General features: G+C 71.4%; 17 protein-coding genes. 3 read left to right on the top strand and 14 right to left on the bottom strand.

Annotated elements, in window-relative coordinates:
- Positions 1 to 70: 70 nt before the first annotated feature.
- The 5 genes from ACEVFP_RS03680 to ACEVFP_RS03660 all read right to left on the bottom strand — a co-directional run bounded on the left by ACEVFP_RS03680 (position 71) and on the right by ACEVFP_RS03660 (position 3,941).
- Positions 71 to 1,405, bottom strand: coding sequence for an NADH-quinone oxidoreductase subunit D (locus ACEVFP_RS03680; RefSeq protein ID WP_375002054.1), 1,335 nt, complete (start codon positions 1,403 to 1,405; stop codon positions 71 to 73).
- Positions 1,402 to 2,175 carry an NADH-quinone oxidoreductase subunit C gene (locus ACEVFP_RS03675; protein WP_375002053.1) on the bottom strand — a complete coding sequence of 258 codons (774 nt, stop codon included), beginning with the start codon at positions 2,173 to 2,175 and terminating at the stop codon, positions 1,402 to 1,404. The genes ACEVFP_RS03680 and ACEVFP_RS03675 overlap by 4 nt, the downstream gene beginning before the upstream one ends.
- Positions 2,175 to 2,729, bottom strand: coding sequence for a NuoB/complex I 20 kDa subunit family protein (locus ACEVFP_RS03670; RefSeq protein WP_375002052.1), 555 nt, complete (start codon positions 2,727 to 2,729; stop codon positions 2,175 to 2,177). Before ACEVFP_RS03670 ends, ACEVFP_RS03675 begins: the two co-directional genes overlap by 1 nt.
- Positions 2,729 to 3,088: an NADH-quinone oxidoreductase subunit A gene (locus ACEVFP_RS03665; protein WP_375002051.1), complete on the bottom strand. Its 360-nt coding sequence runs from the start codon at positions 3,086 to 3,088 to the stop codon at positions 2,729 to 2,731. Before ACEVFP_RS03665 ends, ACEVFP_RS03670 begins: the two co-directional genes overlap by 1 nt.
- A gap of 160 nt (positions 3,089 to 3,248) precedes the next feature.
- Entirely contained in the window at positions 3,249 to 3,941 is a 693-nt protein-coding gene (locus ACEVFP_RS03660; RefSeq protein WP_375002050.1) for a demethylmenaquinone methyltransferase, read from the bottom strand.
- A 121-nt stretch (positions 3,942 to 4,062) separates the two neighbouring features.
- On the opposite strand from ACEVFP_RS03660, the gene ACEVFP_RS03655 reads away from it, so the two are divergent.
- Entirely contained in the window at positions 4,063 to 5,331 is a 1,269-nt protein-coding gene (locus ACEVFP_RS03655) for an isochorismate synthase MenF (protein WP_375002049.1), read from the top strand.
- 199 nt (positions 5,332 to 5,530) lie between these two features.
- On the opposite strand, the gene ACEVFP_RS03650 is transcribed toward ACEVFP_RS03655, so the two are convergent.
- From ACEVFP_RS03650 to ACEVFP_RS03620, 7 genes are all read right to left on the bottom strand, one after another.
- Positions 5,531 to 6,286, bottom strand: a complete 756-nt coding sequence (locus tag ACEVFP_RS03650; protein WP_375002048.1) for an SGNH/GDSL hydrolase family protein — start codon at positions 6,284 to 6,286, stop codon at positions 5,531 to 5,533.
- A 186-nt stretch (positions 6,287 to 6,472) separates the two neighbouring features.
- A complete protein-coding gene (locus ACEVFP_RS03645; protein ID WP_375002046.1) occupies positions 6,473 to 9,319 on the bottom strand; it encodes an AAA family ATPase in 2,847 nt (948 codons plus the stop codon).
- A gap of 52 nt (positions 9,320 to 9,371) precedes the next feature.
- Entirely contained in the window at positions 9,372 to 9,530 is a 159-nt protein-coding gene (locus ACEVFP_RS03640; protein ID WP_375002045.1) for a hypothetical protein, read from the bottom strand.
- Positions 9,531 to 9,605: 75 nt separating this feature from the next.
- Positions 9,606 to 11,186, bottom strand: a complete 1,581-nt coding sequence (locus ACEVFP_RS03635) for an aldehyde dehydrogenase family protein (RefSeq protein ID WP_375002044.1) — start codon at positions 11,184 to 11,186, stop codon at positions 9,606 to 9,608.
- Positions 11,183 to 12,790, bottom strand: coding sequence for a GMC family oxidoreductase (locus ACEVFP_RS03630; RefSeq protein ID WP_375002042.1), 1,608 nt, complete (start codon positions 12,788 to 12,790; stop codon positions 11,183 to 11,185). The genes ACEVFP_RS03635 and ACEVFP_RS03630 overlap by 4 nt, the downstream gene beginning before the upstream one ends.
- Positions 12,791 to 12,830: 40 nt before the next feature.
- Positions 12,831 to 14,663 carry a 2-succinyl-5-enolpyruvyl-6-hydroxy-3-cyclohexene-1-carboxylate synthase gene (gene menD, locus ACEVFP_RS03625; protein WP_375002041.1) on the bottom strand — a complete coding sequence of 611 codons (1,833 nt, stop codon included), beginning with the start codon at positions 14,661 to 14,663 and terminating at the stop codon, positions 12,831 to 12,833.
- On the bottom strand, positions 14,656 to 15,609 hold the full coding sequence (locus ACEVFP_RS03620; RefSeq protein WP_375002039.1) for an o-succinylbenzoate synthase: 954 nt from the start codon (positions 15,607 to 15,609) through the stop codon (positions 14,656 to 14,658). Before ACEVFP_RS03620 ends, menD begins: the two co-directional genes overlap by 8 nt.
- A 227-nt stretch (positions 15,610 to 15,836) precedes the next feature.
- On the opposite strand from ACEVFP_RS03620, the gene ACEVFP_RS03615 reads away from it, so the two are divergent.
- Positions 15,837 to 16,490 carry an SDR family oxidoreductase gene (locus tag ACEVFP_RS03615; RefSeq protein ID WP_375002038.1) on the top strand — a complete coding sequence of 218 codons (654 nt, stop codon included), beginning with the start codon at positions 15,837 to 15,839 and terminating at the stop codon, positions 16,488 to 16,490.
- Between the two features lie 53 nt (positions 16,491 to 16,543).
- Here the strand turns inward: ACEVFP_RS03615 and ACEVFP_RS03610 are convergent, their stop codons facing one another.
- Both ACEVFP_RS03610 and ACEVFP_RS03605 read right to left on the bottom strand, forming a co-directional pair.
- On the bottom strand, positions 16,544 to 17,581 hold the full coding sequence (locus ACEVFP_RS03610; protein WP_375002036.1) for an AMP-binding protein: 1,038 nt from the start codon (positions 17,579 to 17,581) through the stop codon (positions 16,544 to 16,546).
- A complete protein-coding gene (locus tag ACEVFP_RS03605; RefSeq protein WP_375002035.1) occupies positions 17,578 to 17,793 on the bottom strand; it encodes a hypothetical protein in 216 nt (71 codons plus the stop codon). The genes ACEVFP_RS03610 and ACEVFP_RS03605 overlap by 4 nt, the downstream gene beginning before the upstream one ends.
- A 191-nt stretch (positions 17,794 to 17,984) precedes the next feature.
- Here ACEVFP_RS03605 and ACEVFP_RS03600 point away from each other — a divergent pair, with 191 nt between their 5' ends.
- Positions 17,985 to 18,857 (top strand): 1,4-dihydroxy-2-naphthoate polyprenyltransferase, encoded by an 873-nt coding sequence (locus ACEVFP_RS03600; RefSeq protein WP_375003756.1) that lies wholly within the window; start codon positions 17,985 to 17,987, stop codon positions 18,855 to 18,857.

Below are 18,857 nucleotides of genomic sequence, written 5' to 3'. Positions count from 1 at the left end.
CCGCTGTGCCCATCGCCTGCGGTCGCCGGGCTCGGGTTCGCCGACGATGTGTTCGTGCTGTCGTGACTGTTCACCTGTCCACTCCCCCCATCACGGGGTCGATGCTGGCGATGGCCACGATGACGTCGGAGATCATCCCGCCCTCACTCATGATCGAGGTGCCCTGCAGGTTGACGAAGCTGGGATCGCGGAAGTGGGCGCGGTAGGGCCGGGTGCCACCGTCGGAGACGACGTGGCAGCCGATCTCGCCTCGCGGGGCCTCGATGACCCCGTACGCCTGGCCGGCCGGCACGCGAAAGCCCTCGGTGACGATCTTGAAGTGATGGATGAGCGCCTCCATCGACTGACCCATGATCTTCTTGATGTGCTCGGCGGAGTTGCCCTGACCGTCGGCGCCGACGCTGAGCTGCGCCGGCCAGGCGATCTTGGGGTCGTCGACCATGACCGGCTCCCCCGCGGTGCCCGCCAGACGCTCCACGGCCTGCTCGACGATGCGAAGACTCTGGTTCATCTCCTCCAGGCGCACCCGGAACCGGCCGTAGGAGTCCGGCTCGTCCCACGTGACGACGTCGAAGTCATAGGTGTCATAGCCCCAGTACGGCTGCTTGCGCCGCAGGTCCCAGTCGTAGCCGGTGGCCCGCACGACGGGTCCGGAGAGGCCGAGCGCGAGGCACCCGGCGAGGTCCAGCTCACCGACGCCCTTGAGACGGCCCTTGAAGATCGGGTTGGCGTTGCACAGGGCCGCGTACTCGGGCAGTCGCTTCTTGAGCACGCGCACCGTGGAGCGGATCTTCTCCAGCGTCCCGTCGGCGAGGTCCTGCGCGACACCGCCGGGGCGGATGTAGGCGTGGTTCATCCGCAGGCCGGTGATCATCTCGAACAGGTCCAGGATGATCTCGCGGTCGCGGAACCCGCAGGTCATGACGGTCAGGGCGCCGAGCTCCATGCCGCCGGTGGCGATGGCCACCAGGTGAGAGCTGATCCGGTTGAGCTCCAGCAGCAGGACCCGGATGTCCTTGGCACGCTGCGGGACGTCGTCCTCGATGTCCAGCAGCCGCTCGACGCCGGCGACGTAGGCGGCCTCGTTGCTGAACGGCGCCACGTAGTCCATCCGGGTGCAGAACGTGACGCCCTGTGTCCAGGTGCGGAACTCCATGTTCTTCTCGATGCCGGTGTGCAGGTACCCGATGCCGGCGCGAGCGTCCTTGACGGTCTCGCCGTCGATCTCCAGCACGAGCCGCAGCACACCGTGGGTGGACGGGTGCTGCGGACCCATGTTCACCACGATGCGGTCGCCGTCGATGCTCGAGGGATCGATGGAGTCCCAGTCCTGACCCGTGACGGTGTAGACCGGGCCGGCCGTGGTCTCGTGGGTGCCGGCGTAGGCGTCCTCGGTGGTGCTCATGAGTAGCTCCTGCGCTGGTCCGGGGCCGGAATCGTGCCGCCCTTGTACTCCACCGGGATGCCGCCCAGTGGATAATCCTTGCGCTGCGGGTGGCCCTGCCAGTCATCGGGCATGAGGATGCGGGTCAGCGCCGGGTGACCGTCGAAGACGATGCCGAACATGTCCCACGTCTCGCGCTCGTGCCAGTCGGCGGTGGGGTAGATCCCCACGACGCTGGGGACGTGCGGGTCGGAGTCCGGTGCGGTGACCTCCACGCGGATGCGCCGGCTGTGGGTCATGGACAGCAGGTGGTAGACCACGTGCAGCTCGCGGCCGCTCTCCTGCGGGAAGTGCACACCGCTGACCGACGAGCAGAACTCGAACCGCAGCGCGGGATCGTTGCGCAGGTGGGTGACCGCCTCCAGGAGTCGCTCGCGACGCACGAAGAAGGTGAGCTCGCCACGGTCCACGACCGTGTACTCGATCCCGTCCTGCACGCCATCGCCCAGGGCACGGTGGACGTCGTCGAACCATCCCCCGAACGGCGGCTGCGAGGCCCCCGGCATGACCACGGGACGCTCCATCCCTCCGAACCCGCTGGTGTCGCCGGTGCCACGCACGCCGAACATGCCCTCGCGGACCTCCACGACCGGCAGCTCGGCATCCGGCGACCACGGCTCAGGGCCGACGGGCGCATCGGCGTACGCGAGGGACTCCTGCGTCTCGTGCGAGGCGTCCTGCGTGTCGGTGGTGTCGTCGACCGTGCGCTTCTTGTCGTCCTGCTCGGCCATCAGCGCATCAGGCCCTTCTGACCCGAGGTGGGCGTGGCGACGAGGGCCGCGGCCTCGTTCTCGGCGATCTGCGCCTCGCGGTGCGCACCGAGCTTGCCGTGCTGGATCTGGTCGTGGAGCTTGAGGATGGCGTCGATGAGCATCTCCGGGCGCGGCGGGCAGCCCGGCAGGTACATGTCGACGGGAACGACGTGGTCGACGCCCTGGACGATCGCGTAGTTGTTGAACATGCCACCGGAGCTGGCGCACACGCCCATCGCGAGGACGTACTTGGGGCCCGCCATCTGGTCGTAGATCTGCCGCAGGACGGGTGCCATCTTGTTGCTGACGCGACCGGCGACGATCATCAGGTCGGCCTGGCGCGGGCTGGGGCGGAAGACCTCCATGCCGAAGCGCGCGGAGTCGTAGCGCGGAGCGCCGAAGGTCATCATCTCGATGGCACAGCACGCCAGACCGAACGTCGCCGGCCAGAAGGAGGCCTTGCGCATGTAACCGGCCAGGCCCTCGACCGTCGACAGCAGGACGCCGCTGGGAAGCTTCTCCTCAATACCCATCAGGTCCACTCCATTCCGCCACGCCGCCACTCATAGGCGTACGCGACCGTGATGTTGACGAGGAACAGCATCACCGCGAAGACCGCGAACCACGTCAGCTCGTCGAAGGCGACGGCGAACGGGTACAGGAAGACGATCTCGATGTCGAAGACGATGAACATCATCGCGGTGAAGAAGTACTTGACCGAGACCTTCCCGCCGCCCTCGGGCACGGGGCTCGGCTCGATGCCGGACTCGTAGCGGTCGAGCTTGGCCCGGTTGTACCGCTTGGGACCGGTGAGCGGGGCGATCCCCACGCTGAAGATGGCGAACGCGGCCGCCAAGGCACCCAGCACCAGGATGGGCGTGTAGGCCTGCATGGGCACCTCCCGACGGCGATGTCGATGAACCCGGTCGTGCCTTTGTGAATGGATTCACAACGTGACCGTGATCTCACTCTACGCCCGCCCAAATTGGCCTGTAACTTAGGTCACGCTAAGTGAGGGTGGGCTTATCCGGTGCAGGCCGTCCCGGACACGCTCAGGGCTTGACCGAGTGGTGCAGGGCGACGATCCCAGCGGACAGGTTGTGCCACTCGACGCGCCCCCATCCGGCCTGGACCATCCGCAGCGCGAGGCCCTTCTGGTCCGGCCAGTCCCGGATCGACTCCGCGAGGTAGACGTAGGACTCGGGGTTGGAGGAGATCGTGCGCGCGATCGTCGGCAGCGCGCGCATCAGGTAGTTGGAGTAGACCGTCTCGAACAGGGGCCACGTGGGTGTGCTGAACTCGCAGACCACGACGCGCCCTCCCGGCCGCGTGACGCGCTGGAGCTCACGCAGCCCCTGCACCGTGTCGTGGATGTTGCGCAGGCCGAAGGAGATGGTCACGGCATCGAACACGTCGTCGGCGAACGGCAGAGCCATGCCGTCCCCGGCCACGAACGGAAGGTCGCTGTAGTGCTCCCGGCCGACCTCCAGCATGCCGAGGGAGAAGTCGCACGGGACGACGGTGGCACCGGCGGCGGCGAACGGCCGGCTGGACGTCCCGGTGCCGGCAGCGAGGTCCAGGATGAGCTCGCCCGGCCGGGGAGCGACCAGGTCGACGACCTTCCTGCGCCACCGGCGGTCCTGGCCGAGCGAGAGGACGTCGTTGGTCAGGTCGTAGCGACGGGCCACCGTGTCGAACATGCGCGCGACGTCACGGGGCTCCTTGTCCAGACCGGCTCGGCTCACGGCGCCACTGTGCCATGCGGACCCACGCCCGGCGCACCGCGGGCCACGGTCCTGCAGACCCGGTGGCCGGGCCCGTACGGCCCGACCGCGACCTGCACGTGTGGTGGACGCGAGTAGGCTCGTGCGGGTGAGCAGCCCCGTCGTCGACCCGTCGGACGTCCCATCAGCCGTTCCTTTGGTCGTGCGTACGGTCGAGATCGACGACCCCGGAACCCTGTTGTCACTGCTCCCCCGGGAGGAGGCCGTGGCCTGGGTGCACCACGGCGACGGCCTCATCGGATGGGGGCGTGCGGCCAGCTTCGAGACCAGCGGTGAGACGCGGTTCGCCGACGCTCACACGTGGTGGCGCGAGATCACCCGGCACAGCGTGGTGCGTGATGCGCTCGAGATTCCGGGCAGCGGCTTGGTCGCCTTCGGGACCTTCACCTTCGACGCCGCCGCCCAAGGCAGCCGGCTCGTCGTGCCTGAGGTGGTCGTCGGTCGCCGCGACGGACGCAGCTGGGTGACGGTGGTCGGCCCCAACATCACCACGCCGCCGGTCCTCGGCCGGACCAGCCCGGTGCGCGAGCCCCGTACGGTGAGTGTCGCCGACGGCCCGGTCGACGCCGAGGGCTGGATGGGCATCGTCGCCGAGGCGGTCACCCGCATCGCCGACGACCGCCTCGACAAGGTGGTGCTGGCACGCGACCTCGTGGCGAGGTTCGACGAGCCGCTCGACGTCCGGGCACCGCTGCAACGCCTGGCCGACGACTACCCCGGCTGCTGGACCTTCCACGTCGACGGCTTCTTCGGCTCCACCCCGGAGATGCTGGTCCGGCTGGAGCGTGGTCTGGTGACGTCACGAGTGCTCGCCGGCACGATCCGTCGCACCGGGGACGACACGCACGACCTCGCCCTGGCCGCCTCGCTCGCCCGCTCCAGCAAGGACCTGGAGGAGCACGAGTACGCGGTGCGATCGGTGGCCGACGCCCTGCTGCCCTACTGCACGAGCACCAACGTTCCCGAGGCCCCGTTCGTGCTGCACCTGCCCAACGTGATGCACCTGGCCACCGACGTCACCGGTGTCGTGGCCGGGGACACCAGCGCACTCATGCTCGCCTCGGCCCTGCACCCGTCGGCGGCCGTCGGCGGGACGCCGCGCGACGCCGCCGTGGAGCTGATCAGCGAGATCGAGGGGCTGGATCGTGGCCGCTATGCCGGACCCGTGGGCTGGATCGGCGCGAGCGGCGACGGCGAGTTCGGCATCGCCCTGCGCTCGGCCCAGGTGGCGCAGGACGAGCGCAGCGTCCGGCTCTTCGCCGGCTGCGGCATCGTCGCCGACTCCGTCCCCGCCGAGGAGCTCGCCGAGTCCAGCGCCAAGCTCATCCCGATCCGCGACGCCCTGTCCTGACCGCTGATCGGTGCCTCAGCAACCGAATGGCGCGGTGGCTGCCTGATCGGTGCTCCAGCAACTGAAACGCAGGTCTTTCGGTTGGTCAGGCACCGATCACCGAGCAAGCTCCGCATCGGTGCCACTGCAACCGAAAAGCGACCCTCACGGTTGCTGAGGCACCGATCAGGGCGTCTGGTCCTGACTGAGCGAGGTCGGCTCAGCGCTCGTAGCTGGGCCAGCGGGGCGCGAGGGTGTCGCCGGAGGAGGTTCCGGTGAGGCGGCGCTTGATCCAGGGAGCAGCGTGCGCGGACACCCACTCGCGGTTGGCCGCCCAGCGTTGCGACGCGGTCAGGACCGGGCGGTCCGGCATCGGGAGCGGCTGCAGGTCGTGCTCGACGTCGAGGGCGTCGAGCACCGCGATGGCCATCCGCTGGTGGCCTGCCGACGACATGTGCATCCGATCGACGTCCCACATCCGCGGGTCGCGGTACTCACGCATCCGCCAGAAGTCGATGAGCGTCACGCCACGGTGCTCGGCGACCTCGCGCACCAGCTCGTTGTAGACGGCGAAGCGACCACGCACGGCCCCGAAGACGGGGAACCCTCCGGGATCGAACGCCGTGAACGTCACCACCCGGGCGCCCGTGGCCACGAGCTCGGCGAGGGCCTGGTCGTAGGCCGCCACGAGAGAGTCGATGTCCACCGAGGGCCGCAGGATGTCGTTGGCGCCGGCGTAGAGCGTCACCAGGTCCGGCTGGAGCGCGACGGCGGGCTCCAGCTGCTCGGCGATCACCGGAACCATCTTGCGACCGCGGATGGCGAGGTTGACGTACCCGAAGTCATCGACCTGCCCGGCCAGCACGTCAGCGGCACGATCAGCCCATCCGCGCACGCCGTTCGGCAGGGACGGGTCGGGGTCGCCGACCCCTTCGGTGAAGGAGTCGCCCATGGCGACGTAACGACGAAAACTCACCCCGAGAGCGTAGCCAACGCCCGACGCCGTGGCCGAGCGGCGCGACGTCGGTCTCGGCGCGCCCTCGGCCGCGTGCCGTGGAGGTAGCGGACCTCACGCCCGTCGGCACCATCTGGGCGGTGCGGCAGGCGGTCGTGATGGGTGGATCTCAGGCCTCCAGCGGTTCGCACCGACCACTGAACGCCCTCAGTCCACCAGACCGCGGCGGCGGGCGATCGCCGCGGCCTCGGTTCGTCCGGAGGCACCGAGCTTGGCGAGGATGTTGGAGACGTGCACCGATGCGGTCTTGGGACTGATGAACAGCTGGGCAGCCACGTCTCCGTTGGTCCGTCCGGCCGCGACGAGGCTGAGCACCTCGATCTCACGCGGCGTCAGCTCGGCGGAGCGGTCTGCGGCCTCGCCGCCGGTGGACAACCCAGAGATCTCGGCCAGCAACGGTCGTGCACCCAGACGCTGCGCGATCGTTCGCGCCTCGTGCAGCAGCGGCTCGGCCTCCGAGGTGCGCCCCTGCGCCTTCAGCACCTGCGCCAGCCGGGTGGCCGAACGGGCCTGCTCGTAGACCTCGCCGAACGCCTCGAACGCCTCGGTGGTGCGCTGCCAGCCGTCGACGAGCGCCTCCGCCGTCGGCGGGTCGATGCCGGTGAGCCAGCGGAAGCGATCGGCCTCGGCCTCCACCCGCGCCAGCCAGGCGCGGCCCTCCGGCCCGAGCTGTGGGAACGCCGCGGCGGACGCGCGCGCCGCCTCGAGAGCGGCCTCGGCTCGCTCGAGCATGACGGCATGCTCGCCGGTGGCGGTGTGGGGGACTGCGTGCGCCAGCCGGCCGATGAGGAGCCCACCCATCCGGAGCCGCTGGGGCCCGAGGCTCTCCCGCCACACCGCGTCGAGCACCTCGAGCAGCTCGTCGTGCGCGGCGCCGGCCTGGACGTGGTCGGCAGCGAGGTCGATGAGGGCCGTCCCGCTGTGCACCGCGAGGGCGACGTCGAGGTCCCAGCGGGCCCGCAGCTGCTCGACGTCCGCGGCATCGGGCTGCTCGCCACGACCCGCTGCGACCAGCAACGCCACGGCCTCCAGACAGGCCCGCGCGAGCCTGGTCCCACCTGTGCTCACCCGCAGCGCAAGGGTCTCGTCCCATGCACCCCGCAGGTAGCAGGTCACCGCGGTGAAGAAGCGACCGTCGAAGCCGTACGGAGCCCAGGCCCGGCCGGTCTCCTCGCCGCGACGCATGGTCTCGCGGAAGACCCGCTCGCCCTCGGCGAGGGCGCCGCCGCTGAGGTGCACGAACGCCAGGTGGTGCAGCGCACGGAGCTCTCCGTTGACGTCGCCCTGCCGCCGAGCCGTCTGGGCGATCTCGCTGTAGCGGCGCTGCGTCTTCTCCGGGTCGGCACCGCTGCGTGCCAGGAGCTTGATGATCGTGGTCTGGGCCTCGGCCGTCGTCTGGTCGTCCCCATGCTGCTCGGCGAGCGCGAGGGCTCGCTCGGCGCGTTCGAGCGCCTCGTCGTCGCGACGCATCAGCGACAGTGCCGAGGCACGCAGAGACTCGATGCGGGGACGAAGGAAGGGCGGTGCCGCATCAGCCGCCTCGAGCGCCTCAAGACTGGCGGCGTCCGCGTCGGCGTCGGTGCCGCTGAGGTAGGCGATCTGCCCCGCGCTGAAGAGCAGTCGTGCGCGATCGGCATCGTCGGTGACGGTGCCGAGCCGGTCCTTCACCAGCGCTGCGGCGGTGCGGACCCGCCCCGAGGCCAGGAGGGCGTCGGCCGTCTCGATGACCACCTCCACGAGATCGGTGCCCTCAGGGGCGTGGTCGCCGACCGCCAGGGCACGCTGAAGGTGCCCGGCGGCCTCGTCGTGACCGCCGACGCGGCGCGCGTCCTCAGCAGCCCGGACGTCCGCGGCGAACGCGGTGGCGGGCTCGGCGGCCCCGTGCGCGTGCAACGCCCGCTCGGCGGCTGTCCCGAGCGTCGGGTCGTCCATGAGGGCGGTGAGGAAGGCCGCATGGACGTGGCGACGCTCCCCCGGCAGCAGGTCGTCGCGCACCGCCTCGGCCAGCAGGGCGTGCCGGAAGACCAGGACGTCTCCCCGCGACACCAGCACCTTGAGATCGACCGCTTCGCGCAGGGCGGCATCCAGATCGACGTCGCCCACCACCCGGCGCAGCAGGGTGTCACCGACCGATGAACCGGCGCAGGCCACGGCCCTCACGACCAGACGGGCCGCCTCTCCCAGCCGGTCGACCCGCACGAGCAGCAGGTCGGCCAGGTCCTCCGGGAGCGAGCCGTCGGCCAGACCGGCGTCGAGGAGCTCCTCGGCGTAGAAGGCGTTGCCCTCCGCCCGGCCGATGATCGCCTCCATGCCGTCGGCACTCAGCCGGGAGGCGGCCCGCGAGCGGAGCAGTGCCCCCAGGGCCACGTGATCGAGCGGGCCGAGCTCGGTGCGGCGCACCGACGGCAGGCGCGACCACTCGGCCAACGCCTCGCGGAGCGGGTGCCGCCGATGGAGGTCGTCACTGCGGTAGGTGAGGAGCACCGCGACGGGGCGGGTGAAACGGCGCGCCAGGAGGTATCGCACGAGGTGCCGCGTGGATGCGTCCGCCCAGTGCAGGTCCTCCACCACCAGCAGCACCGGGCCATCGGCGGCCAGGACCTCCAGACCGCGTGCGACCGCGGAGACGACCTCGGCGCGGAGCCGGTCCGGATCCTCGGCCTCGGAGGACCGCAGCATCAGCCCACGCAGGGCCGGCTGAGACTCCAGGAGCCGGGCCCGGACGTCGTCGGGCAGGTGGGCGAGCATCTCTGCGACCGGCTCGAAGGACGGCGTGTTGGCCCCGAGGTCGAGACAGTGTCCGAGAAGGACGCTGAACCCCGCGCCACGGGCTCTCTCGACGAGCTCGCGCACCACTCGGGTCTTGCCGATGCCCGCGTCGCCGCCCAGCAGCACGGCGTCGACCGGGACGGCCGCGTCCAGGCCGAGCGCCCCGCTCAGCTCCTCGAGCTCGGCGTCGCGGCCGACGATCGGCGTGGTGGGGGCAGTGGCCATGTCCCCCATCATGACGGAGCGCGCCGACGACTTCCGCCGCGCACGGCAGCGGTCACACGGTCGTCAGGTGTCGCGGCAGGATGCTGCGACGCAGACGGGGCGGCGCCGTGCGGTGGAAGCGGTGGCCGGCGCGGGTGTCCCGGGGTCCGCGGACGGACTCGTGGCGCATCGCGATGGTGGCGGTGACGAAGCTCTGCGGGTCGGTGATCATGACCTCAGACTCGTGCTCTGAGGTGGCGCCTCACATCGGGCAAGGTCCCTAGTGAGCCGACCCGACCCCCTCAGATCAGCGGAGGTCGCGCAGCGTCTTCCTGCCGCCGTGCAGGAGCGTGAGAACGAGCCCGAAGGCCTTCTCGGTCTTCTCGTCACGGGCGAACGTCGTGAGGTCGAGCAGGGGCCTGAAGCGTTGGCGGGTGATGGACTTGGCGTAGGTGAACTCCCGCAGACCGTCTGCCCCGTGGATGCGTCCGAACCCGGACTCCCCCACGCCCCCGAAGGGCAGCGACGGCACGCCCGCGAAGGCGATGACGGAGTTGACCGACGTCATGCCCGAGCGCACCTGGCGGGCGATCTCCTCGCCCTGCTTCTTGGAGAACACCGCACCGGCCAGCCCGTACCGTGTCGCGTTGGTGCGCTCCACCGCCTCGTCCATCGAGTCGACAGGGTTGATCGCGAGGGTCGGCCCGAAGGTCTCCTCGGTCATCTCGGTGGAGGTCTCGGGCACGAAGGTCAGGATCGTCGGCTGCACGAAGCGCTCCCCCACCGCATCGGGACCGCCCATGACGACGGTGGCTCCCTGGTCGACCGCGTCCTGCACGTGGCTGCGGATCACGTCGACCTGCGACGGCATGGTGATGGGGCCGATCTTGGCGCCTTCCCCACCACCGGCGCTGGCCGCGTACAGCCCCTTGGCCTGCTCGGTGATCTCGTCGACGAACTGGGCGAAGACGGCGCGGTGGACGTAGACCCGTTCGGTGCCGATGCAGGTCTGCCCGGCATTGGCCATGCCGGCCCACAGGGCGGCCTCCGCTGCCGCGGGGAGGTCAGCGTCCTCGTCGACGATCAGCGAGTCCTTGCCGCCGGCCTCGATGATGACCGGTGTGAGTGTCTCGGCGCAGGCTGCCATGACCTTCTTGCCGGTGGCCCCGGAGCCGGTGAACGCCAGCTTGTCGACGCCGGAGGTGCACAGCGCGTGCCCGGTGGCGCCCAGGCCGGTGACGCACTGCAGCAGCGGACGCCCGCCCACCACCTCGGTCAGGGTGTCGGCGAGCCACTGCCCCACCCCGGGGGTGTACTCGCTGGGCTTGAACACGACCGAGTTGCCGGCCGCCAGCGCGTAGGCGATCGAGCCCATGGGGGTGAAGACCGGATAGTTCCACGGACCGATGACGCCGACGACGCCGAACGGCCGGTACTCCAGGCTCGCCGCCTGGTTGGCCATGAGGAGTCCGGGCGCCACGGAACGACGTCCGAGCACCTTCTTGGCGTTCCTGGCTGCCCAGGCGATGTGGTCGATCGCCAGGCCCGCCTCCAACGTGGCGTCGGCGTGCGGCTTGCCGGTCTCGCGGTGGACCAGCTCGGCCAGCTGCGGCAGCCGTCGGGTGAGGACGCTGCGCCAGGTCAGGAGATGGTCGGCCCGTTCGGCGAAGTCCAGGGCGCTCCACCACTGTGCGCTCTCGCGTGCCTGCTCCACCGCCGAGGCGACGTCCTCGGCCGAGGCCACCGGGTGCACGCCGACGAGGTCACCGGTGGCGGGGTCGAGTGAGTCGAACGTCTCGACGCCGTCGGCCGGGGGCGGTGCACTGCTGACGGGACGACGCGGTCCCGCGGCAGGTGCGGACGTGGGGGCCGGGATGGTGGCGGTCATCGTGACTCCTTCAACAGGTCGGCGGCCTTCTCACCGATCATGATCGTGGGGGCGTTGGTGTTGCCGCGCGGGACGGTGGGCATGACGGAGGCATCGGCCACGCGCAGGTTCGCCACGCCACGCACCCGCAGCTCCGGATCGACGACCGCGTCCTCACCCGTGCCCATCGAGCAGGTGGCGACCGGGTGGTAGAGCGTCTGCCCGATGCGGCCGATCGACTCGATGATCTCCTCGTCGCTCGCGTCCAGGCTGCTCGGCTCCCACGGGGCGTCGACGTAGCGGTCGATGGCCGACTGCCGCAGGATCTGCGCCAGCTTGCGATAGCCGCGGAGCATCGCGTCGAGGTCTGCGCGGTCATCGAAGTATCCCGGCTCGATCTCGGGGTGCCACGTGGGGTCGGCCGAGCGCAGCCGGACGTGGCCGCGGCTCTGGACCCGCACGAGGGTGACGGCCGCCGTGAACGCCCGGCGCGTGGGTTCGTGCAGGCCGTTGTCCCAGAAGCCGGTGGGCGCGAAGTGGATCTGGACGTCGGGCGCCTCGGTGCCCTCTGCGGCCCCCGGCCCCGCGCCCCCGCCGGTACCGAAGAAGGCGCCTGCCTCGGCGACGTTGGACGTCAGCGGTCCTCGGCCGAGCTTCTGGGCCTTCAGGAGGTTGGGCAGGGACAGCGACTCCGCGACGTCGGTGGTGCCCTTGGTGTGGGCGAGCAGGGCCGAGACCGGGTGGTCCTGCAGGTTGGCGCCGACCCCGGGCAGGTCGACCGCGACGTCGACGCCGACGTCACGCAGGTGCGCGGCCGGACCGATGCCCGAGAGCATGAGGAGCTGCGGGCTGTTGACCGCCCCACCGGACAGCACGATCTCGGCGTCGGCGCTGACGGCGTGCTCCACACCGTCACGGCGGTAGGTGACGCCGACCGCGCGGTCGCCCTCGAGCTCGATGCGGGTGACCAGGGCACCGGTGCGCACCGTGAGGTTGCGCCGCTGCATAGCAGGCCGGATGAAGGCGTCGGCCACGGACCAGCGTCGACCCTTGTGGCAGGTGACCTGGTAGAGACCGGCTCCCTGCTGGACGGCGCCGTTGAAGTCGTCGAGCGGCTTGTGCCCGGCCGCGACGGCGGCGTCGACGAAGGCGTGGCTGAGCTCGTGGGTGAAACGACGGTCCTCCACCACGAGGGGGCCGTCCGTGCCGTGGAAGGAGTCGTCCAGCCGGGTGTTGCCCTCGGACCTGCGGAAGTACGGCAGGACGTCGTCATAACCCCAGCCGGTGGCCCCGTAGGCGTCGCGCCACTCGTCGTAGTCGGCGCGGTTGCCGCGGATGTAGATCATCGCGTTCATCGACGAGCAGCCGCCGAGGGCCTTCATGCGCGGCCAGTCGGCCCGGCGTCCGCCCAAGTGCTTCTGGGCCGTCGTCTGGTATCCCCAGTCCCACTTGGTCTTGAACAGCGTCGGGAAGCCGGCGGGCAGGTGGATCATGTCGTCGTCGTCCATCGGACCGGCCTCGAGCAGCAGGACGGAGACGCCAGGGTCCTCGGTCAGACGGGCGGCGACCACACCCCCGGCGCTGCCTGATCCGATGACGATGTAGTCGAAGCTCTCGGCGACCATGGAACCCTCTCGATGGTGGGAGTGACCGGCGTCACCCAACCTACTCTCGGTATCCGAGTGCGTCCACGGCTCGGCTCAACGTCTCATGGTGAGCCGCTGCGGCGGCCTTGAGCGCGGCGTCGAGTGCACGACGTGAGGCTCTCGGAACCCGCACCTCGACCACCTGCAGACCCCCGGGGACCCCGGCGGGGGTGCCGGGCCGTGGGCGGCCGGGAACAGCACCGGCGGGGGTGCCGGGCCGTGGGCGGCCGGGAACAGCACCGGCGGGGGCGCCGGGCCGTGGGCGGCCGGGAACAGCACCGGCGGGGGCGCCGGGCCGTGGGCGGCCAAGGGCACCGAGGAGGTCGGGCAGCGCATCGGCGCCGACTCTGTGGTGGGCGACGCCGTGCGCACGGCACAGCGCAGCGATGTCGGTGCCCGTCGGCGTCGCGTAGATCCGTTCGAAGGCATCGGCGTAGGCGGCGTCACCCTGCTCGAGGGTGGCGAAGATGCTGCCACCGTCGTCGTTGACGACCACGATGACCAGGTCCGGCCGGGGCTCGTCGGGGCCGAGCAGGAGGCCGTTGGCGCCGTGCAGGAACGTCAGGTCACCCATGACGGCGAGTGCGCTGCTGCCCTCGTGGCGGCGTTGTCTGGACAGCGCGGCGCCGACTGCCGCGGATATGGTGCCGTCGATGCCGGCCAGGCCCCGGTTGGCGAGCACGAGACGGCGCTGTCCGACGGGGTACGGACGGGCCACGAGGTCGAGGTCTCGCACGGGGTTGGACGAGCCGACGAACAGCAGACCACCGGGCGGGACGGCCGCGCCCACCGTCTGCGCCACTCGGTACGGCGCCGAGTCGGCTCGAGCGGACACGACCGCATCGATGAGCTCGGTGACCTGCTGGTCGGCCTCCTGCCAGAGGTCGAGCCAGGCGGCCTCTCCCCGTGCCTGCACCCTGACGTCGCGGGCGAACCTCACCCGAGGCCCGGGGACGTGCGGGAAGGTCGCCGGGGTGCCGACGTGCACGATGTCCACGTCGTCGCGCCCGAGGAGCCGGGTGACGGAGCGCGAGAGCGTCGGGTGGCCCAGGCTCACGACCCGTTGGACGACGTCGGCCAACGGGGAGTCCAGCAGCAGCCGGCCCGAGACGAGCGCCGGACCGGTGCGGGCACCGGACGTCGGCTCGGCGAGCAGCGGCCAGCCGCCCTCCTCGGCCACGATCCGGGCGCGGGGGCCGGCGTCGTCCCCGGCCACCACCACGGTGCGGGGACCGGCATCGAGCCGCAGCACCTCGCGGGCGTCCTGCGCGATGCCCCCGGATCCGTGCTTCCGCGGCGTCACGGCCGGTGAGCTCGCGTCGCTCGGCCTCCCGGCCTCGCGAGGCACGGCGAAGGTCCAGTCCACCGGCGCGACGAGCGGCTCGTCGAGCTCGAGGTTGAGCTGGGCGGGCCCATCCTGAAGCGCGTCGACCTGCTCGACGTACGCCAGTCCCGGGAAGAGGTGACGCTGGTCCGTCGTCTGGTTGGCGCCGGTGCCCCGCAGCCGGCCCGGGCGGTCGGCGGTGACGGCGACGACGGGTACGTCCGCGTGCAGCGCCTCGAGCATCGCGGGATGCAGGTTGGCGACCGCGGTGCCCGACGTCGTGACCACGGCGACCGGCGTCCGTGAGCCCCGCGCCAGGCCGAGCGCGAGGAAGCCGGCCTCCCTCTCGTCGACGCGCACGTGCAGCCGGAGCAGACCCTGGGCGTCGGCGGCGTGCAGCGCGAGGGCCAACGGTCCGGACCGTGAGCCGGGGGCAAGCACCGCCTCGCTGGATCCCAGCTGCAGCAGCCTCTCCACGAGCCGACGAGCAGTCTGGACAGCGGATGCGCCGTCGGCGCGCTCAGGCATCGCCCGCCTCCAGCAACGTCGAGACCCGTGCGAGGCGCTCCCGCCAACGGGCCGAGGTCGGGCCGTCGGCGGCGCAGGACTCCAGCGCCGCGGGATCGACCTCGGCGCGCCCGGTCGGCAGCGCACCGTCGACGGGCACCAGCGGCCTGGCGACGACGTCGGTGCGGAGCAGGGAGGTGGTGGCCAGTCCGCAGGCGTGTGGCAGCTCGGGCAGGGCCGCCGCGAGGGCGACGCCGGCGGCCAGGCCCACCGACGACTCGACCGCGCTCGAGACCACCACGGGCAGCTCGATCTGCTCGGCGATGTGAAGGCAGGCGTGGACCCCGCCCAACGGCTGCACCTTGAGCACCGCGACGTCGGCTGCCCCGAGCTCGCGGACGCGGTAGGGGTCGTCGGCGCGCCGGATGGACTCATCGGCAGCCACCAGGACGTCCACCCGACGACGCAGCGCTGCCAGGTCCTCCACGCTCGCGCACGGCTGCTCGACGTACTCCAGGCCCACTGCGGCGTCGAGCACCTGGACGGCGCGCTCAGCCTCATCGAGGCTCCAGCCGCCGTTGGCGTCGACGCGGACGTGGCCGTGCGGACCGAGGGCCTCACGCACGGCCTCGACGCGGGCACGGTCGTCGTCGAGCTGCTGACCGGGTTCGGCGACCTTGACCTTGGCCGTCCTGCAGCCGGACCGCTCGACGATGCCGCGGGCGACGTCCGGGGTGACGGCAGGGACGGTGCAGTTGACCGGGACGTGCGAGCGCAGCGGGTCCGGCCAGGGTTGCCTCGCCGAGTCCAGGGCGGCACGCAGCCACGGCATGCTCTCGGCATCGTCGTAGTCGAGGAACGGGCTGAACTCCGCCCATCCGGCAGGTCCCTGCAGCAGCATCCCCTCGCGACGCTCGATGCCGCGAAAGCGCAGCGGCATGGGGATCGAGTAGGTCGCGGTGCGCACTCGATGACCCTAGAACATGCGGCGCTCCACCCGGCCGCGCGAGCACCACCCACCCGCCCCGTCCCACGGTCCCCCTGATTCCCATGAGTTCCTGGGAATCAGGTGACTCCCCCCGGTTTTCTGCTGCCCACCTCGGCTTTCGAACCGGGGTGAGCAGCAGAAAACCGGGTGGAGTCCACGTTCTGGTGACGACGACGCGCTCACCGTCGACGTGACACCGTGGGGTCATGACACAGATCGCCATCGTCGGGGGCCATGGTCAGGTGGCCCGCGAGCTCATCCCACGTCTCGTCGCGGCGGGGCACACCCCCGTCGCCCTCATCCGCAACGACTCCCAGGTCGCCACGGTCGAGAAGCTCGGCGCCACCGCGCGCCGTCTCGACATCGAGCACCAGGACGCCGCGGCGTTCGCCGCCGCGTTCGAGGGCTGCCATGCCGTCGTGTTCGCCGCCGGCGGTGGACCCGACGGCAACATCGAGCGCAAACGGACCGTCGACCTCGAGGGCTCGCTGAAGTCCATCGAGGGCGCCAAGCAGGCGGGGATCGCACGATTCGTGCAGATCTCGGCGATCGGTGTCGACCTGCCGCTCCCCGAGGACACCGAGCCGGTCTGGCGTGCGTACGTCGAGGCCAAGCGCGATGCTGACGCGGCCCTGCGGTCCTCCGGCCTCGACTGGACCGTCCTGCGGCCGGGCCGCCTCACCGACGACCCGCCCACCGACCTGGTGACGGTGGCCGACTCGGCCTCACGCGGCGATGTCACCCGCGCCGACGTCGCGGCTGTCGCGGCCGAGGTCATCGACACCGGCGCCGGCATCGGCCGCCAGTGGGACGTCGTCGGTGGGGAGACCCCGGTCGCGCAGGCAGTCGCTCGGGCCTGAACCCCGATTCGTGAGCTCGGGCCCCCAATCGAACGATGATTGGGGGCCCGGGCTCACACATCGGGAGAAACTGACGCCTTGAGCGCGCGACGATCGACCTTGCCCCCGGGCAGCAGCGCGATGGTGTCCACCAGCTCGACCTGACGCGGCGCCCACCGTCGGTCCAGGCCGCGCTCCTGCGCTGCGTCACGCAGCGCGTCCAGGCGCAAGCCGTCCAGGCACACGGCGTCCGCCGGTACGACGAAGGCCACCACCCGGGCGCCCCACTCCTCGTCCGGCACCCCCACCACGGCGACGTCCGCGACGCCCTCGACCTGCCGGAGCACCCGTTCTACCGCGGGCAGGGAGACGTTGACACCGCCACTGACCACCACGTCGTCGAGGCGCCCCGTCACCGTCAGCACCCCGTCCTCGAGCGAGCCGACGTCGGCCGTCGCGAACCACTCCCCCTCGAACGCCTCGTCGCCGTAGCCGTCGAACAGCACGGGACCGGCCACGTGCACCTGGCCGGTGTCATCGATGCGCAACCGCACCCCCTCCAACGGCACGCCGTCGTACACGCAGCCACCGGCCGTCTCGCTCATGCCGTAGGTGCGGACCACGTTCACCCCGGCCGAGCGTGCTCGCTCCAGCAGCCCGGTCTCGACGCCGGCCCCGCCGACGAGCAGCGCGTCCAGCCCGCTGAGGAGGCCGAGACGTCCCTCCCGGTCGAGCCGGTGCAGCTGTGTGGGCACGAGCGAGGCATAGGTGCGCTCCACACCGTCCAGCGCCTCGAGCGCGGACTCGAGGTCATGGTGCTCGTCCAGGACGACGGGGTCGGTGCCGGCCAGTACCGAACGCACCAGCACCTGGAACCCGGCGACACCCGACGTCGGCAGTGCCAGCAGCCACCGCCCAGGACCGCCCAGTCTCTGCTCCGTGGCCCGCGACGACGCCAGGACGGCTGCGCGCGACAGCACGACGTCCTTGGGCTCTCCCGTGCTGCCCGACGTCCGCACGACCACCGGCTCGCCCCCGTCACGCACCCACGGCTCCAGCAGCGCGAGCAGCTCACGCGGGTCCCCTCCCACGGGGTGCAGGGACGCACTCACGTCCCAGGGTCGACGTCCGGGTCGACGTCCGGGTCGACGATCGGGTCCTGCGGCTCCCTCACAGGTCGCGACTGGTAGATCGCCGCAGCAGCGAGGATCACGGCGGCAACGGCACACAGGATCCGGATCGCGGCCTGGCCCTCGGTGAGCGCGAGGTACCCCATGACCGCGACGAGGGCCACCAGCACGAAGGGGAACGGTGGCTGCTTCATGGGGACACACTAGACGCCCCGGACACCGGAGCCGGGCGGACGAGGTGGGCGACCTCCCGGTCCGGGACGTCCAAGCCCTGTCCGTGGTACCTCGGAGCGGTGGCACACTGGCCCGCGTGCCTGCTGACGCCACCGCGGACCCCACGCCCCCCGACCCCGGCCACGGCCACGGCCACGGCCACGGGGCCACGTTGACGCACTGGGTGGAGGGCGCACGACCTCGCACCCTCCCGGCGGCCGTGGCACCGGTCCTGGCGGGCACGGGAGCCGCGATCTGGGCCGACGCCCTCATCTGGTGGAAGGCCCTGCTCGCGCTCGGCGTCTCCCTCGCCCTGCAGGTCGGGGTCAACTACGCCAACGACTACTCCGACGGCATCCGCGGCACCGACGACGACCGGGTGGGCCCACTGCGTCTGGTCGGCTCCGGGCTGGCGAGCCCGGGGGCGGTCAAGGCGGCCGCCCTCGGCTTCCTCGCCCTCGGCGGCCTGTTCGGGCTCGCCCTCGCGGCGACGACGTCGTGGTGGCTGCTCGTGGTCGGGGTCGCCGCGCTCGGTGCCGCCTGGACGTACACCGGCGGCCGGAGACCGTACGGGTACCGGGCCCTCGGCGAAGTCAGCGTCTTCCTCTTCTTCGGACTGGTCGCGGTGCTGGGCACCACGTATGTCCAGGCGGAGCGGCTGACCTGGCCGTCGTTCGCCGCCGCGGTGGGGATCGGTGCGTTGGCGTGCGCCATCCTGGTCGCCAACAACCTGCGCGACATTCCCACCGACGTGGTCTCCGGCAAGCGGACCCTCGCCGTGCTGCTGGGCGACGCCCGGTCACGAGGGTTCTTCACCGGCCTCGTCCTCGTGGCAGCCCTCGCGCTGGTCGTGACGGCCGTGCTGACCACGCCGTGGGCCCTGCTCGGGCTCGCCGGTCTGCCGCTCGCGTTCCGCGCCACGGTCACGGTGCTGTCCGGTGCCGCCGGCCCGCAGCTGATCCCGGCACTGCGCGACGTCGGTCTCGCCGAGCTGCTCTATGCCGTGGGCCTGCTGGTCGGGCTGCTGAGCGGCGCGACGAGCTGA

The organism is Aeromicrobium sp. CTD01-1L150 (assembly GCF_041951745.1).
GTDB lineage: Bacteria > Actinomycetota > Actinomycetes > Propionibacteriales > Nocardioidaceae > Aeromicrobium.
The sequence above is the reverse complement of the archived record's forward strand: the minus strand, read 5'-3'. Positions and strand labels throughout refer to the sequence as shown.